The sequence below is a fragment of the Gardnerella piotii genome (assembly GCF_049815665.1).
GTDB classification, from domain to species: Bacteria; Actinomycetota; Actinomycetes; order Actinomycetales; family Bifidobacteriaceae; genus Bifidobacterium; species Bifidobacterium piotii.
This window is the reverse complement of sequence record NZ_CP187450.1, coordinates 651,256-667,217: the sequence shown is the minus strand read 5'-3', so window position 1 is coordinate 667,217 and position 15,962 is coordinate 651,256. Positions and strand designations below refer to the sequence as shown.

At 43.7% G+C, this 15,962-nt stretch carries 16 protein-coding genes and 1 tRNA gene; 2 read left to right on the top strand and 15 right to left on the bottom strand.

Annotated features, from left to right (window positions below; all coding sequences use genetic code 11):
- Positions 1-206 precede the first annotated feature (206 nt).
- From era to ACPEIW_RS02845, 6 genes are all read right to left on the bottom strand, one after another.
- Positions 207-1,274 carry a GTPase Era gene (gene era, locus ACPEIW_RS02870; protein WP_425664274.1) on the bottom strand — a complete coding sequence of 356 codons (1,068 nt, stop codon included), beginning with the start codon at positions 1,272-1,274 and terminating at the stop codon, positions 207-209.
- A gap of 9 nt (positions 1,275-1,283) precedes the next feature.
- Positions 1,284-2,816: a hemolysin family protein gene (locus ACPEIW_RS02865; protein WP_425664272.1), complete on the bottom strand. Its 1,533-nt coding sequence runs from the start codon at positions 2,814-2,816 to the stop codon at positions 1,284-1,286.
- Positions 2,806-3,333: an rRNA maturation RNase YbeY gene (gene ybeY, locus ACPEIW_RS02860; RefSeq protein ID WP_004130585.1), complete on the bottom strand. Its 528-nt coding sequence runs from the start codon at positions 3,331-3,333 to the stop codon at positions 2,806-2,808. The genes ACPEIW_RS02865 and ybeY overlap by 11 nt, the downstream gene beginning before the upstream one ends.
- A gap of 2 nt (positions 3,334-3,335) precedes the next feature.
- The gene (locus ACPEIW_RS02855; protein ID WP_425664269.1) at positions 3,336-4,667 is read right to left on the bottom strand and encodes a PhoH family protein; all 1,332 of its coding nucleotides are present in this window, start codon (positions 4,665-4,667) and stop codon (positions 3,336-3,338) included.
- 3 nt (positions 4,668-4,670) lie between these two features.
- Positions 4,671-5,039: a histidine triad nucleotide-binding protein gene (locus ACPEIW_RS02850; RefSeq protein WP_004130581.1), complete on the bottom strand. Its 369-nt coding sequence runs from the start codon at positions 5,037-5,039 to the stop codon at positions 4,671-4,673.
- 136 nt (positions 5,040-5,175) lie between these two features.
- Entirely contained in the window at positions 5,176-5,973 is a 798-nt protein-coding gene (locus ACPEIW_RS02845; protein ID WP_422112999.1) for a 16S rRNA (uracil(1498)-N(3))-methyltransferase, read from the bottom strand.
- Between the two features lie 159 nt (positions 5,974-6,132).
- Here ACPEIW_RS02845 and ACPEIW_RS02840 point away from each other — a divergent pair, with 159 nt between their 5' ends.
- Complete coding sequence (locus ACPEIW_RS02840) at positions 6,133-7,275, top strand: succinate dehydrogenase/fumarate reductase iron-sulfur subunit (protein WP_425664267.1); 1,143 nt, start codon at positions 6,133-6,135, stop codon at positions 7,273-7,275.
- 26 nt (positions 7,276-7,301) lie between these two features.
- On the opposite strand, the gene ACPEIW_RS02835 is transcribed toward ACPEIW_RS02840, so the two are convergent.
- The 5 genes from ACPEIW_RS02835 to ACPEIW_RS02815 form a co-directional block, all read right to left on the bottom strand.
- Positions 7,302-8,156 carry a TIGR00730 family Rossman fold protein gene (locus ACPEIW_RS02835; protein WP_425664265.1) on the bottom strand — a complete coding sequence of 285 codons (855 nt, stop codon included), beginning with the start codon at positions 8,154-8,156 and terminating at the stop codon, positions 7,302-7,304.
- A 100-nt stretch (positions 8,157-8,256) separates the two neighbouring features.
- Positions 8,257-9,516, bottom strand: coding sequence for a Na+/H+ antiporter NhaA (locus ACPEIW_RS02830; RefSeq protein ID WP_425664263.1), 1,260 nt, complete (start codon positions 9,514-9,516; stop codon positions 8,257-8,259).
- Positions 9,517-9,669: 153 nt separating this feature from the next.
- Positions 9,670-9,742: transfer RNA gene (locus tag ACPEIW_RS02825), tRNA-Ala, on the bottom strand.
- A gap of 127 nt (positions 9,743-9,869) precedes the next feature.
- Positions 9,870-11,093 carry a hypothetical protein gene (locus ACPEIW_RS02820; protein ID WP_425664261.1) on the bottom strand — a complete coding sequence of 408 codons (1,224 nt, stop codon included), beginning with the start codon at positions 11,091-11,093 and terminating at the stop codon, positions 9,870-9,872.
- A gap of 104 nt (positions 11,094-11,197) precedes the next feature.
- Positions 11,198-12,193, bottom strand: coding sequence for a DMT family transporter (locus ACPEIW_RS02815; RefSeq protein WP_425664259.1), 996 nt, complete (start codon positions 12,191-12,193; stop codon positions 11,198-11,200).
- A 661-nt stretch (positions 12,194-12,854) separates the two neighbouring features.
- On the opposite strand from ACPEIW_RS02815, the gene ACPEIW_RS02810 reads away from it, so the two are divergent.
- Entirely contained in the window at positions 12,855-13,259 is a 405-nt protein-coding gene (locus tag ACPEIW_RS02810) for a pyridoxamine 5'-phosphate oxidase family protein (protein WP_004132948.1), read from the top strand.
- 181 nt (positions 13,260-13,440) lie between these two features.
- On the opposite strand, the gene ACPEIW_RS02805 is transcribed toward ACPEIW_RS02810, so the two are convergent.
- The 4 genes from ACPEIW_RS02805 to rsfS form a co-directional block, all read right to left on the bottom strand.
- Positions 13,441-13,890, bottom strand: a complete 450-nt coding sequence (locus ACPEIW_RS02805; protein WP_425664257.1) for a DUF3021 family protein — start codon at positions 13,888-13,890, stop codon at positions 13,441-13,443.
- Positions 13,891-13,958: 68 nt separating this feature from the next.
- Positions 13,959-14,480, bottom strand: a complete 522-nt coding sequence (locus ACPEIW_RS02800; RefSeq protein WP_016635858.1) for a LytTR family DNA-binding domain-containing protein — start codon at positions 14,478-14,480, stop codon at positions 13,959-13,961.
- 179 nt (positions 14,481-14,659) lie between these two features.
- Positions 14,660-15,481 carry a histidine phosphatase family protein gene (locus ACPEIW_RS02795; RefSeq protein WP_060785516.1) on the bottom strand — a complete coding sequence of 274 codons (822 nt, stop codon included), beginning with the start codon at positions 15,479-15,481 and terminating at the stop codon, positions 14,660-14,662.
- Positions 15,482-15,490: 9 nt separating this feature from the next.
- Positions 15,491-15,931, bottom strand: coding sequence for a ribosome silencing factor (gene rsfS / locus ACPEIW_RS02790; RefSeq protein WP_425664254.1), 441 nt, complete (start codon positions 15,929-15,931; stop codon positions 15,491-15,493).
- Positions 15,932-15,962 lie beyond the last annotated feature (31 nt).

Genomic DNA, 15,962 nt, shown 5'->3' with positions numbered 1-15,962 from the left:
AGGCAGGTCGGAACTCACTACAGTTTTATGTAGTGCGATTGTATGACGACACGACGTATTTTAGGTACAAACACACTACAAGGCAGGTCGTCGCGCCCGCGCATTTTGTACCAAATTCGACCTAAATCACGTACAAAATCCGTCAAACAACTCCGCACTTTGTAGCTCAACACACCAATGAGGGCTACATTCTCGGGCGCGACGAATTAGAAACCCAAGCGCTCAAGCTTCTTAGGGTCGCTCTGCCACCCCTTTGCAACCTTCACATGCAAATCGAGCACAGCTTTAGCACCTGTAATACGATTCACCGCAGTGCGCAAACGCTTCTTAACGCGCACAAGATGCTCCGCACCGCGCCCAATAATAATCGGCTTTTGCGAATCGCGCTCAACATACACCGACACAATCACATGCGCTTTATTATCGCTATATTGCGCATAGTCCCCATCTCCTGGGCGCACAATGCTATCTACAACAACCGCCAGCGAATGTGGCAACTCGTCGTCAAGTTCCTCAAGAAAAGCCCCACGAATAAGCTCTGCAATCATGCTAGAAGGACTCTCCTCGCTAAGCTGATCGTCTGGATACATCTTCGGACCTTCTGGAAGATTGTCAATCAAAACCTTCTTAACTTCGTCAACATTGTCGCGTTCCAAAGCGCTAACTGGCACAATATCCGTAAAATCAGCAAACTGTTGAATCTCAATCAAATGAGACACCAACTCATCTCGGCTTAGCGTATCAATTTTAGTGACGATTCCAATAAGCGGAACCTTCCACACCCAGTTTCCAGACGCGTCTTTTTTGGCAAAGTCGGAGCGAAGTCGGCTTAAGATTCTTCTATCTCCAGGTCCAATCTCTTGATCTGCTGGAAGCAAGAAAGCAATCGCATCAACATCTGCAAGCGACTCGTCTACAATATCGTTCAAGCGCTGGCCTAGCAAAGTGCGAGGCCTGTGGATTCCTGGCGTATCAACTAACACCATTTGCGCGTTTGGAGTTGTTAAGATTCCGCGAATCGCCTTGCGTGTTGTTTCTGGGCGAGAAGACGCGATTGCGATTTGCGTTCCGATTAGCGCGTTCATAAGCGTTGATTTTCCAACGTTTGGCCTGCCTACTACAGCAACAAATCCCGATTTATAGCCGTTAAAATCAGGCACTTCTACGCTCGCTTTTAGAGAAGGATCTAAATTAGCAAACATTTCGTCATTCATTTCGTCGTCCATTTCGTCCATATCGTCACTCATATCATTAACATCTTTCATACTATTCATAATTCAACACTATTTATCGCCATCAACTTGCGATGATTCACTATCTTTATCGCCATTCTTGCCATTCTTGACATTATTCTTGGCGTCAGCCCTGCTGTCACTCTTTCCGCCGCTCTTTCCAGCGCTATCGTCTTCTTCTTTAAGACCCTGAATATCTTTAAGGCCTTGAATATCTCGCTCAACAAGAATCGTGGAGACTTTCTTGCGCCGCCCTGCAGAATCAACCGCAGTTAGCTTAAGGCCGCGAGTCACAGCGCTCGACCCAACAATCGGCACGTTTCCAAGCAACTTGGTAAGCAACCCAAACACAGTGTCCACATCGTCTTCGTCTATATGCACTTCAAAAATATCTTCCAAATCGGCAATCGGCGTGCGCGCAGGCATTTTCCACACACCCTTACTCACCTCTTGCGGATCCGCGTGCTGAGTGCGGTCGTGCTCGTCTTCTAGCTCTCCAACAATTTGCTCAATCGCGTCTTCAATCGTCACAAGCCCTGCAATTCCGCCATATTCGTCTACAACAACGGCAACGTGCTGGCGGATTCGTTGCATTTCGTGGAATAAATCATCCACTGGCTTGGATTCTGGAACAAGCATTGGGCTTCGGCCAATCGTAGAAACCGCGCGCTCAGATGCCGCAGGATTAAACACAGTTGCGCGCACAGCATCCTTTAAATACGCAATTCCTTCCAAATCGTCAACCGACTCGCCAATTATAGGCACGCGAGAAAATCCAGATCTTGAGCATAATTTTAGGAAATTTTCCAGTGTTTCGTCGTTTTTAACGCAAATCATATCGGTTCGCGGAACCATGATTTCGCGCGTTAACGTGTCGGAAAGCGTAAGCACATTACGCATCATCTCCGAAACTTCTGGGTCAAAATCGTTTGCCTCTACAAGCCTGTCAATACTCGCTTTAGCTTGATCTAATTGAATATTCTCCAACTCTTCGTCGTCGGAAAGAGCAGCATTTTTCTTATGATTTTGGCTTTGACTTTGCGAATCTCCACGGCTTGCGATTTTTGCAAACGGATTCATAAAAACAGCAATCGAAACGATTCTAGACAAGCGCATTAGCTTAAACACTGGCTGAGCCGCTCCCACAGACCTTGGCCGCACAAGAATAGAAACAATTGCAACAATCATTGCCACTATTAGCCCGATTAATAGCGTTAGCCAAAAAGACGCACCAAGAGCCGCCGCGATTGCAGCAAAAGCCACGCCATCCAGCACATTACACACGATTCGCACAAACGCACACGCTCCGCTCGTTGCGTACCTATCTGCTATAAGCCTCTTCGCTCTGCGAATTCTAGCAAGCTTCCTCAAGCGAACGACTTGACTTTCGTTATCGTTCGTTTGTTCTTCAATCATAAGATTATTAAGACTAGACCTTGTAACTCTTGGCACAGCCCCTTCCGCCGCCGCCATTGCAAGCGAAAGCCACACAAGCAAAACTGCGACTATTGCAATCACACCCAAGCAAGCCCACATATGCGCAGGCAAATCGGGAATCGGCGGAATTGTAATGTTATTTAGCATGATTTTTCTCGTATTCTTCCAGCTCATTTACGGCACCTGCTGGCAAAGTGGCGTCGTAAAGCTCGCCAGATCTAGCTGCAAAGAACGTTAGCAAAAGCTGCCTTTGCAAGCCAAACATTTGCTTTTCTTCTTGAGGCGTGGTGTGGTCGTATCCAAGCAAATGCAACATTCCGTGAATCGTAAGCAATAGCATCTCTTCCATTGTGCTATGCCCTGCCGCTGCTGCCTGTTGAGCCGCCACCCACGGGCAAATCACAAGGTCTCCAAGCATTCCTTCGCTCACTTTGTCGTCACTTCCAGGAGTCAGCTCGTCCATTGGAAAGCTCATAACGTCTGTAGGGCCTTCTAAGTTCATCCACTTTTCGTGAAGACTAGCGATTGGCTCTGGGTCCACAAAAGTAATCGACAAATCGGATTGAACGCTTACTCGCATTTGTTGCAAAACCCACATTCCAAGGTCGGAGAATATTTTTGGGTCGATTTGCCAAACGGTTTCGTTCATCACTTCAACACTCATGATTACTTGCTATTCCTCTCAAGATTTTGCGATTCAAGATTTTGCGATTCAAGACTTTGCGATTCAAGACTTTGCGATTCTTGCGATTGCGCGGTTGCTTGCGACTTTCCCCGCACATCCCTAGCACCACGCACGCTACCCTTCTCGCGCCTAAAATCAGCCTCGCGCTTTTCCCACGCTTCGTACGCTTCTACGATTCGCCCAACAAGCTCGGCCCTAACAACGTCTTGCGCATTTAAGTGAACAAACGCAATACTTTTAACGTCTTTTAGCACGTTCTCAATCGAAGCTAAACCAGATTTTGGAACCGCTAAATCAACTTGCGTTCTATCTCCCGTAATCACCATTGTGGTGTTAAATCCAAGACGCGTCAAAAACATTTTAAGCTGCTGAACAGTAGCATTCTGCGCTTCGTCTAAAATAACAAAAGCGTCATTAAGTGTGCGACCTCTCATGTATGCAAGCGGAGCCACTTCCACAACGTTTTCGTCCATATACCTCTTAAGTTGCGGCGCGCCCAACATGTCGGAAAGCGCATCGTAAAGCGGCCTTAAATATGGGTCTACTTTGTCGTTTAGTGTTCCAGGCAAGAATCCAAGATTTTCCCCAGCTTCTACAGCAGGGCGCGTCAACACTATTCTTCGCACTCGCCCATCTTCTAAAGCTCTAACCGCTTTAGCAACCGCTAAATACGTTTTTCCAGTACCAGCAGGCCCAATTCCAAACGTTACAGTATTTGATTCCATTGCTTGCACATAAGCCGTTTGACCCGCGGTTTTTGCGCGAACAGGATTTCCACCTGCAAACGTTATAACGCCTTTAGCCATTCGCGCTTTTCGGCTCATTGCGCGCCTTTTAGCATCTTCACTAGATGGCATTAAATCGGCAGAATCTCGCGCAAAATCGCTTTCGATTGAACCAGAGCCAAAGCCAGCACCAGAGCCAGCAGCATCTCCAGCTCCAGCACCAAAAGACTTTAATCCGCTAAACGCTCCGCCAAAAACTCCACCATTGTGCCCAATCCTATCGATTCGCACATTATGCTCGCTACCTTTAAGCACGTCTCTTTCTAACATGCGTTTTACAGCATACGAATCAACAGGAGCTTCGTAAGCGCAATCAACTATTTTGCGCAACGCGTGTTCGGCTTTGCAAGCGTCTTCCTCACTTCTTGCGCTTCTAGATACGATTTTCACACAATCCGCGTGAACGGAAATATCTACGCTTGGAAAAGCCTTCTCTAACTCTCTTAAGTTTGAATCTGCTGCTCCCAAAACAGCAACTGGGCTTAATTCGCTTGGAATTTGAACAATACGCGTTGTACTATTTGCCACGATTTATAAACTACCTTCTTCAAGTTTTTCGCCTGTTAAAACATGAGCGTGAACATGGAACACGGTTTGACCAGCTCCCAAACCAGTGTTAAAAACAAGGCGATAATCGCCATTATAAAAGTCGTTTGCAATTTTTTGCGCAACGCATGCAATATGAGCCAAAACATCACAATCATTTTGCGCAAGCTCAGCAACATTCTTGTAATGATTGCGCGGAACAATCAAAACATGCACCTTGGCTTGCGGATTAATATCGTTAAAAGCCACTACTGCATCGTCTTCATACACTTTGCTGCTTGGAATTTGCCCATCAATTATCTTGCAAAAAATGCAATCTTTGTCAGTTATGTATGTATTGCATGCTTTATCCATTATTTTGCCCACTTTTCAATAATTCTTATCGCAATTCTTACTGCAATTATTGTTGCAATTCTTATTGCAAAATACCACTTACTATTTTACACAAAACACGCACAAAGCTTGCAAGAATTGCTCGCAAAATTGCTTACTATTCGTACCTGCCAAGCGCTCTAGAAAGCAATGATAAGCATACTGGCCCTGCTGTAGACGCTCGTAAAATATTGCTTCCTAAAACGCAACTTTTAGCTCCAGCATCTATAAAACTTTGAACTTCTTCTTCGCTAATTCCGCCTTCTGGCCCCACAATTACGTAAACAGTGCGCGTTTTGCCGTCTTTTAAGCATTTTTCTGTTAAGTCGTTTACGTAGTTTTCGATTTGACTAAAAGAATCCGTTGCATCTTGATGCAAAACAACTACAAGACTTCCGTAAACGCATGCACGCCTACAAATCGCTAGAATCTGCTTGCTTGTAACTGGCTCTAAAAGCTGAGGCATCCACGCTCTTCGCGATTGCTCCGTTGCAGCCTCAAGCACCTGATTCCAACGCTTATCTGTGCGCCCTGGCTTCCATTTTGAGATTGACCTATTTGCACACCAAGGAATCACTTCGTCTACTCCGATTTGCGTAGCCATGTCTATTGCTTGCTCGTCGTGGCCCGTTTTTGCAAGCGCTTGAATCAGCGATAATCTGGTTGTTGGCGCTGGCTCTTTTATAAACGAATCTACTTTAACTAAGCCGTTTTCGCTGTCTGTAATCGTTGCGTGAATTCGCACTCCTTTGCCGTCCGAAAGGTCTAGCGAATCGCCATCCGAAAGTCGCATTGCGCTTATTGCGTGCCTTTTAACGTGTTGAGGCAAGCTAAGAGTCCATCCCTCTTCAATCCCATTTGCAAGAACGGGCGCATCGTCTTTATTTGTATCCAGCAAAAACAAAGCATCTGTCATAATTTAAGCCTAACGTTAGGCGCAGCCAACATTTTTGCTACTTCTGTGATTTTGTGCAAGTATTTTCGCTCAAGCATTTTCGCTCAAGTATTTCTGTGCAAGTATTTCTGTGCAAGTATTATGGCAAACTAGAATTATACGAATTGGAGGTATGCGCAAATGGTTGACGATTTTAGACGCAACTTTGCGCATTCCATTAATCAAGATTGCACTACAAGCGATGAAGCTTTTGTGACTTTTCGCGTATCTCGTTTTACGCCAAATGACGGTTCTTGCGACTCCGCGGTTGCTGGCGACTCAAGCACCGATTCAGCCACCAACCCAGCACCAATCGCCTCCACTAACTCCCCTGGTTTAGTTAGAAGGCACAGAGAAAGCCCTTTTGCAAAAAAGCGCAAAAGTAGCCCATTCCAGGCGCAAAATTCTGGCGATTTACAAGCTAAACCATTAAGCGGAAAACATTGGATTCAAGATTATACGATTCGCGCGCGCAAAAACGACACGATTTTAGACTGCTTGCTTAAAATTAAGCGCACACTAGACCCCACTTTAGCATTTAGATACTCTTGCGGTCACGGCGTTTGCGGATCGGATGCTGCAAACGTAAACGGCATGCCAACTTTACTTTGCACAGCTACAATCGCTCAAAACGCTAGGCAAAATACGCAAACTCAAGGTGTTAAATCAAGCGGTTTTAGAAAAACTGGTAGCGTAAAATCGCAAGCAACCGCAACCACAACAACATCAACTGCAGAAAATCACAATCTGCAGTCACAATCTAAAGAAATATCTTCACTAATCCAAAATGGAAGCTTTGGCATTATTGAGATTGCGCCACTTTCTGGCTTTGCTGTTCAAAGAGACCTTATTTGCGATCTTTCCCCAATGATTGCGCAGCTTAAAAGACTTGAGCCATACTTGCAAGCGCAAAATGTTCAAACAAGAAACAGCAGCGGAAAGCTTGCGATTATTGAGTTTTTGCAACACCCAGAGCAGCTTGCAAAGTTTGAGCTTTTAAGCAATTGCATAATGTGCGGCGTGTGCGAAGGAATTTGCCCAGTTTATGCAGGCGGAGAAGCGTTTATTGGACCTGCAGCGCTTATAAATGCTGCGCGATTTATTAATGATTCCAGAGATAACGCCACTAATCGAAGATTAGACTTGGCGGATTCTAGCGACGGCATAAGCGCGTGCCAATCCGTGCGCGCATGCTCTAGGCAATGCCCACGCGGAATCGACGTTGGAGAAGAGATTTGGCAACTTACAACGCTTATAAATGAGCGCAAAATGAAGGAAAATTAGCCAAAACTAACCAAAACTAGCCAAAACTAATTAATAAACTTATCTCCAGTTGCGATTCGCACAGCTTCTAGAGGATCGTCTGTAATCGCAAGCAAACTAGGATCAAAAGACGATATAAGTCCTCTTTCTTTAACCGTAGTTTCAATCCAATTCATAAGGCCTTTCCAATATTCGCTGCCAAAAAGCACAACAGGAATTTTAGAAACCTTATGCGTTTGAACAAGCGTAAGCGACTCAAAAAGCTCGTCCATTGTGCCAAAACCGCCTGGGCACACAATAATTCCCGAGGAATATTTTAGGAACATTGTTTTGCGAACAAAAAAGTAGCGGAATTGCATTCCAAGATTTACCCATTTGTTTAAGCCCTGCTCGTGAGGCAATTCGATTCCTAGCCCCACGCTTGTTCCGCCAGCTTCTGCCGCTCCGCGATTTGCTGCTTCCATAATTCCAGGGCCGCCACCCGTAATCACCGAAAAACCGCGTTTTACAAGCTCTTTGCCCATTATGCGAGCGCTATTGTATTCTGGCTCATCTGGCTTTATTCGAGCAGAACCAAACACGCTAACAGCTAATCCAAGTTTTGCTAAAGCGTCGAAACCATCAATAAATTCGGCTTGTATTCTAAGAACTCGCCAAGGGTCAAGACCTTGCCACGCATGATTATTATGCGAATCGCTATTAGGCAAATCGTGTTGCAGCAGCGTTTCCGTTGTACTTTCCTTAGGAATCATTGGACCGCGCATCATTACGGCACCGCTGTAATAAGTGTCTTTCCAAGGTGAATTCTGTTCGGTGTTTTGCGAGCGCGAATCGCAAGAATTATCTGGATTATCAGATTTACCAGAATTATCTAAATTATCTAAATTATTATTAGAAACCATAAGTCACCTTCTAAAACCTTCTAATCACTTTCTAGTCATCTTATAATCGCGATTAAAAAACGAATTAAAATAACTCTTAATCACTTTTAATTGCTATTAATCACTCTTCAATATCGTCTAATTCTTCTTCCATATGATTCGATTGCTTTGCAAGCAAGAATCCAGAAACAGCAGCCGCAATAATAGACGCCACTAGTACGCCGAATCGCGCTTCGCCCGAAAGATCCGCGTCGCTATAAGAAAGCGAAGCTATTAACAAAGACACAGTAAAACCAATTCCGCACGCGCATGCTGTAGGAAAAAGATCACGAACGCGCAAATCGTCTGGAACGCGCAAGCTCATAACTTTCTTAGCAATCCAAGCAGTAATCATAATTCCAAGTGGCTTTCCAACAACTAGCGCAATCGTAATCGCAATTAATATTGGAGACAAGAACAGCTGCCAAGTCAAAGTTTCAAAATGAACTCCAGTTGCAAAAAGCGCAAAAACTGGAAGCGCAAACAAAGAAGACAAAGGCTGAATTTTTTGACGATACCTTTCAGCTCTAAGCGACTTTTCGCCGTGAACAAGATGCGCAGGAGTTAGCAAACCAACCATTACGCCTGCAAGAGTAGGGTGAACGCCAGCTTGATACATCATAACCCACGCGAGCAAGCCAACAAGCGCCACAACAGGCCATGGAACGCGCTTTAATCGCACAAGCATAGTCCACACTAATCCGCATAAAACAACGCCTACAAACCAATACCACGCGTTAAGCGAAGAGAAGAATAATGCGATTAATGCAATTCCAAGAAGATCGTCGACTGTAGCCAAAGTCATTAAAAATGCGCGCAATGCTTTAGGAAGCGTTTTAGCAAAAAGAGCAAGAACCGCTAGCGAGAACGCTATATCTGTTGCTGTAGGAATAGCCCAACCAGAGCGAACCATATCTAAAGACGGAAGCGCTCCAGAAGTAAGTCGCATAATCTCTTGACCAGCGTGCAACTCCGAGAATATTGTAACAGTTCCAACAAAAAGAATCGGCGGAACAATCATGCCACCAACCGCGCAAATCATTGGCATTGCTGCCGCGCGAGGGTCCCTAAGCGAACCTGCAATAAGCTCGTGCTTTAAGTCTAAGCCAACTGTAAGGAAGAAAATAGTTAGCACGCCGTCTTGAACCCAATGGCTAATCGACATGTGAATGTTGGTGTATGGAATTCCGATTTGCGTGTGAGAAACAGCTTCAAAAATAGGCGACGCAAATGGCAAATTTGCAAGCATTAATCCAGCTAAAGCAAATCCGAGCATAATCAACCCAGATGTACGCTCATTATTGGCTATTTTGCATGCCACTTTCCACGCGCGCTTTAACATGCTGAATTATCTCCTCTAAGTTTTAAGTTAAGTTTTAAGTTTAGAATGATTGTGCAAAATATGATTTACATGCACTAGGACTTACAAGTATATAAGATACGTATCGAAATATAACAAAAACGCCACTCCGATTAGAAGTGACGTTTCAAATTGTGGAGCTAGGGGGATTCGAACCCCCGACCCCCTCCATGCCATGGAGATGCGCTACCAGCTGCGCCATAGCCCCGTTTTAGTTGTACGGCTCAAACGAACCTTTGATAGAATACAACAGATTTTGCTGCCAACCAAACTCGGCGTGTCGTATGCAGCGTTTTTTAGCGCTATTCCTATTCGCTGCCGACTACTCACGCCGCCTATTCTCCACTGCCAGATTGCTGCGAGCCAGATTCGCCTTGTTGCGCAGAAGATCCGCCACCCGAGCCGTTAGTCGAAGGCGAAGGCGAAGACGGCGAAGAGTCGCCAGAAACCGAAGAATCGCCTTTAGACCCGCGCGCACCAGAAACCGCTCCAGAAACACCAGAATCTCCAGAGCTTTGCTCGCCAGAATCTGCATTAGACTCATTTGAATCTAAAGAAGAAGAGGAGGAAGACCCCTCGTGAGTCTTTTTATCTTGCTTTTCGCTAGGATTCTTGCTCGAAGAATCTTTGCCTTCTTTTCCTTCTTTGCCGTCTTCGCCTTCTTTGCCGTCTTTACTATCTTTCTCATCTTGCGCATCTTGAGAGTCTTTTTGCGCATCTTTAGAGTTCTTATCTTGATTTTGAACGCCATTATTTTGGCCATTTTGCCGCATTTGATTATTTGGATTCTGGCCATTATTCTGCTCGATATTCTGGCTAGAAGGCACTAAATTATCTGTACCCTTTCCTTGAGTAAACAGAAGCACAATGCCAGCAGTAAGAAGAACAGCCGCGAGCGCGCTTAAAATAGCAATAACAATCGTAAGCTTCTTATACTTAGCTTCACTATTTGCGTAATCACTACCGCCACCTAATTCGCGTTTAGCATCGTTAAGAGTAAGAATCGAGTCTTCGTCTCCTTCCGAAAGCGCATTATCTTCTTCTTTTAGCTTTCTTAAGGAAGACAATTCCATAACGCTCGTGCTTTCGGCATTAAGTGCTTGCGATTCCCCCGATTTTGCGTTTTGCGAACTTAAAGAATCAACATCGCGTGAAGAATCGCCAGCAACATTTGCAACATTTGCATTAGAAGCCATTGCAACAACTCTTCTAGCTTGCTTTTCTTTGCTCGAATCAATCATATTATTGTAAACTTCGTATTCTTTAGGCATATCATCCTCTAATGCAATAAAACGCGCATTATTTACCACTTTAGTGTCATCTTCTTCATAGCGGTTTAAACCTGACTTTAGCGCAGAAGAAGACTGTATCTTTTTAGAAGACGCGTGAATAACATTTTGATAAAGTTGCGATGCTACAGCAGAGACAATCGAACCTATTGCAACGCCAATAACAGACCCAGCAATACCAATTTTTGACGAAAGCAAAAACGCCGTCACAGCTGCAAGAGAGCCAGCTAGAACTTGCGTAAATGATATTCCCTTAAAGAAGTTCTTCACAAGCACACCTTAAAAATCGTTATCTACCACTATTCGCTAAGCAATATGCACCAATTAGTAATCACCAAAAATATTCGCTAATTAGTATTCAAATTGACTACTACTTAGATTGTAGATGCTGGCGCAGATGCAACTTTAGACTCTGTTACAGAAATTTTCTGCTTTTTCCTTGCGCGAATTAGCTCAATATGCTCGGCAAGACTTGCAAGAAGAATCGCAGCAAAAATCAGCGCAAATCCAACAAAAGCCATGCTTGTTACTCGCTCATTGTAAAGAATGCTAGAAAATAGCAATGTAAACAAGCATTCTGTGCACATAATCACAGAAGCGTTAGCTGTAGAAAGATAAATCAGCGTGTAGTTTTGAATAACTTGAGCAAGAACAGTTACTATCACTATAAGATAGAACATGTTTGTAAACGTAATCCAATTATCTTCGGCATTAAAGTTAGGCAAAGGCTCGCTTATTGCAGCTCCGCACAAAAATAGAACTCCAGAAACACTAAACTGGCCGAATGTTAAAGCAACGGGATTGTACTGCCTAGAGTAATACGCTAAGTATGTTAAGTTAAACGCAAAAACAGCTGCGCAAATAAGAGTTAAAACATCTCCGTGAGAAAGCGTAAGAACAAGCAAGCCTGGCTTTAGCGCAACGAATCCAACGCCCACAACGCATGTTAAAGCAGCAATAATTCCTAAAAGCGTTGGCTTCTTTTTAATAATCATCCACGCGGAAAATGGCGCTATAACGCAATATGCAGCTGTAAGAAAAGCGCTTCTGCCTGGATCAATCCACCTTAATCCTTCTGTTTGCGTAACTAAAGATGCGTAGTACGTAACGCCCGTTAAAAGCGAAGGAATTATTAGCTTTTTAGTAAAATTTTTGCGAATCGTCTTAAAGAAAACCACGCCCATTATTATGCACGCTCCAAGCATGCGAACCCCCATAAGCCATTGCGGCGTGAATACCTCTAGAGCGTATTTAGACGATACGTAGCTTCCGCCCCAAATTGCGGCGCATAAGAGCAACATGATTCGCGCAATGTTTACGGTAATTCGATCATTCTGCCTTGGTTGAACAGCGCTATTTATTTCACTCATGTCGCTCCCCTCATTATTGCAAACAACAAGTCTATAGCATTAAATTTTTCTTTAAGTTAGCTAAATTGCCTTATAAACTTTATAGAATAGCCACAAAAACAAAAAAAGTACAACCCATTGGCGTTGCTTCGGAAAATTTACTACTTTATTGCGAAATCAGCACTTGATAGCACGCTATTGCCTTAATATTTACGATTAAGTTTTATGCGCGACGACCTGCCTGAGCGCGCTACGCTCTAAGCGAAAAGGCAGGTCGTGTCATTAGCGCGGTCTAAGCGCGCTCACGTCTTCGCTTGCGTTGAAAGCACACCATGCTTTCAACCTTAAGCAAGCTCAGCGCTCCGAATTGCCTTCTCGCGCTACGCTCTAAGCTCGAAGGCAGGTCGTCGCGCCTGCGAGGAGAGAAATACTCAAACCTCGCACAACACCAAGCAAAGACGTGAGCTCAGTCAAAGCGACCATGCAAGTCGATTCGCGCAGTTTGTGCAATTAGTGATTTATGTCACAAGTTTACGCATTTTTACAAAAACTCATCGATTTTTAAGCCTTTATATGCACGATTGCGCGTAATCTTAAAAGTGATTGGATTATTATTGCATTATTTTGAATCATAATTGCATAATTACATGATTAACCTAATCAGTTGAAGAAAGGACTCAACATGGCAACTCTTAGTGAAGATATGAAGACTTTTATTGAAAACAATTTGGCTTGGATTGCAACGATTAGCAAAGATGGTGAGCTTGATCTTGGCCCAAAGATGTCGATGTTTGTTCTAGACGATAATCACCTTGCTTACCACGAGCGCACTGCAGGTCAGCATTTTAAGAACTTGCAAGACGGCAGCCAGCTTGTTGTCGCTGTTGCAAATTTGGCAGAAAAGAAGGGCTATCGCTTCCGCGGAACTGTTACACTTCACACGGATGACGCGATTTACAACGAGCAGGTTCGCGTTGCAGAAGAAAAGGGCACAAAGAAGCCTGCTGCTGTTCCTGTTATGGAGATTAATGAGATTCAGGATTTGACTTCTGGAGCTAATGCTGGAAAGACGATTGCTAAAGATTAGTCAAAATACTAATTCTTAGCAAAAATCTAGCAAAACGCCGAATAAATTATGACCATTCTATGACGCGTTTTAGAATAGCGAGTGGCGTTCTTCTTCAAAGGCGAAGATGAACACCACTCAATTTTTATTTGATTATTTTATTTACTTAAATTTTTACTTAAATTATTTAATTGTCACTAATTTACTTACTTTCTTTACGCAATGCTTGCAGTCTAGCGTTCATTTCTTCCGCTTTCTTCTTCTCGAAGTAATAAATTATTGCAGCAATAGGAATCGGTAAAATAACAGTGAACGCAATCCATCCGCAAATCACAGCTGGCTCATCTTTGAATGAAATCCATCCAACAATCACAGACACAATAAATTGAATAGCAATTGGAGGAACTAGCGCAAAAACGAACTTTGCAAGATTTGACATGCGTTCATTCGACCAAAAAATAGCGAACACTCCATATCCTATGCCTATAACAAACGCGGCTACAGCATAAGATGCAATTCTGTTTCCAACCGCGCTATGCGCTAACAGGCTTGAAATAAAAGACATTACTGTAAAAATAATGCATCCTATGCTAATGCCTTTAGCAATATTTTTTACAATTGTTTTACCTAAAGTTGTAACTTGCTTTTCCATAATAATCGCTTCCTTTTTAAGTATTAAAAAATTAGTATTAAAAATTAGTATTAAAAATACGCTTAAAACTACATTCCCAAGCGCTTTTTGAACGAGCTCAAGCATCTGCGACTAATCCACTCAACGCTTCCGTCGTCCATTTTTACGCTCATACTTCCGCCGAATCCTGGATCGACTCGAACAATGCGATTTAAGTTCACGATTGCGGATTTAGATATGCGCACAAACGACGCGAATTGCGGATTATCAAAATCCATTAGACGCTTGTAAGACACGCACTCGCCTTTATCACTGTGAATGATTACGCGCGAATTTTCTACGCAAATCATAATCACATCTGGCTCGTGCATAACAATAATCGAATCATTAATATAACCATATATGAATGAATTATTATTGCTATTTGCCGCATTCGCAGTATTATTTTCGGCAATATCAGTATTATTTTCAGCATTGCTTGATTTTACATCTTTAGAATCAATGCTTTGCAAATTGGCTATAATGCGTTTAAGGTTATCGTCAATATTGTGAACTGACAATTGAGCGCACTGCTCTTCTTCTGGCGGCACAATAGCAATCGTTACTTTCATCAGGCCCCCTTTCGTATACTACCGTTAGCGTTTACTAGCTTTTGCTAACTTTTCTTAGCTTTTGCCAGCTTTCTGTTTTGTAATTTTGACTATACGGCACTGTAAATAATCTGTCTTTACAAAACCGCTAAACGGTAGTTTTAGGAATATAAGCGGCAAAAAAGGAGAAATTATGCTGCTTAAGCTGCACCCCAAATGCGAATAAGACGCTGGCTTGTAGGGTCTGCTGCAGGACCTTGATCGTAAGCATCCAAGCGCCAATGAATTGAGCCATCCGCATTAAGGCTTGGAATTAAACGCGCCCAACGGCCGTTTCCCATTCCGCCAATAGTCTTATAAGAAGGATCTACCTTGTCTAATCCAAGAAGCTTATGAACAGTTTGAGAAAGGCAAGATCCGTGCGAAAACACTAGTAAATCGCGGTCTGAGCCAGTTTTGCGCGCCCAATCTTCTACAGCTTTCGCAGCGCGCTCGCCAACTTCTTGCTTAGTTTCTGCACCGTGATTAAGCTCTCCACCTTCGCCTTTTACCCAAGCATTAAAATCTTCAGGCCATTTTTCGCTAATTTGCTGGCGATTAAGGCCTTCCCACTCGCCAAAAAAGCGCTCGCGCACGCCATCTTCAACATGCACATTAAGACCAATCTTATCTGCAAAAGCATGAGCCGTTTGCTGTGCGCGAATAAGCGGCGAAACAATGGCAACAAAACTTGCATCGGCTTCTTCTGGCGTAATGCGCACGTGCTCCTGGCTATTTGGATTCTTTGGGTCTTCTAAGTCGGAAGCTCCAAAAAGCACTCGCAAAGCCTTACCAGAGCGAGTCACCTGGTCTATTCCAGACTCATCTAAAGCAATATCAATCATGCCTTGAAGTCTAAATTGCGCGTTATAAGGCGTCTGACCGTGGCGAACAAGCATTACAGAACGCGCAATACCTTCGTGAGCGCTGTTTTTATTTGCATTATGCGCAATTTGCGTTGCGCTTTCAACAAAATCCACCATTATCTTGCGCTACCTTTCAGACTCTTGATTATCGCCATTTTGCGCATTATCGCCATCATTGCCATCCGCATCGCTCTCGCTATGCTCTGGAAGTTGCAAATCAATTACAGGGCAATCATTCCACAAACGCTCAAGGCGATAAAACTCGCGCGCTTCCTCGTGCATAATATGAACCACAAAGTCGCCAAAATCAAGCAAAATCCACTGTGCTAGTTCTAAGCCTTCTCTAGATATTGGCTTGCGCTTGTTGTCTTTTAAGTACAAGTCTTTTTCGATTTCTTCACTAACAGCTAAGACTTGACGCTCGTTAGATGCAGAAACAATCAGCATGGCGTCTGTAATTCCAAGCAGATTGCTAACGTCAAAAGCTTGGCAATTAGTGGCTTTTAACCTATCGGCTGCAGACGCAGCAATCCTAATCGCGTTAACAGAGCTTTCTAAAGCTGCCATTGTTTCTCCTTAACTATCGAACTATCGAACT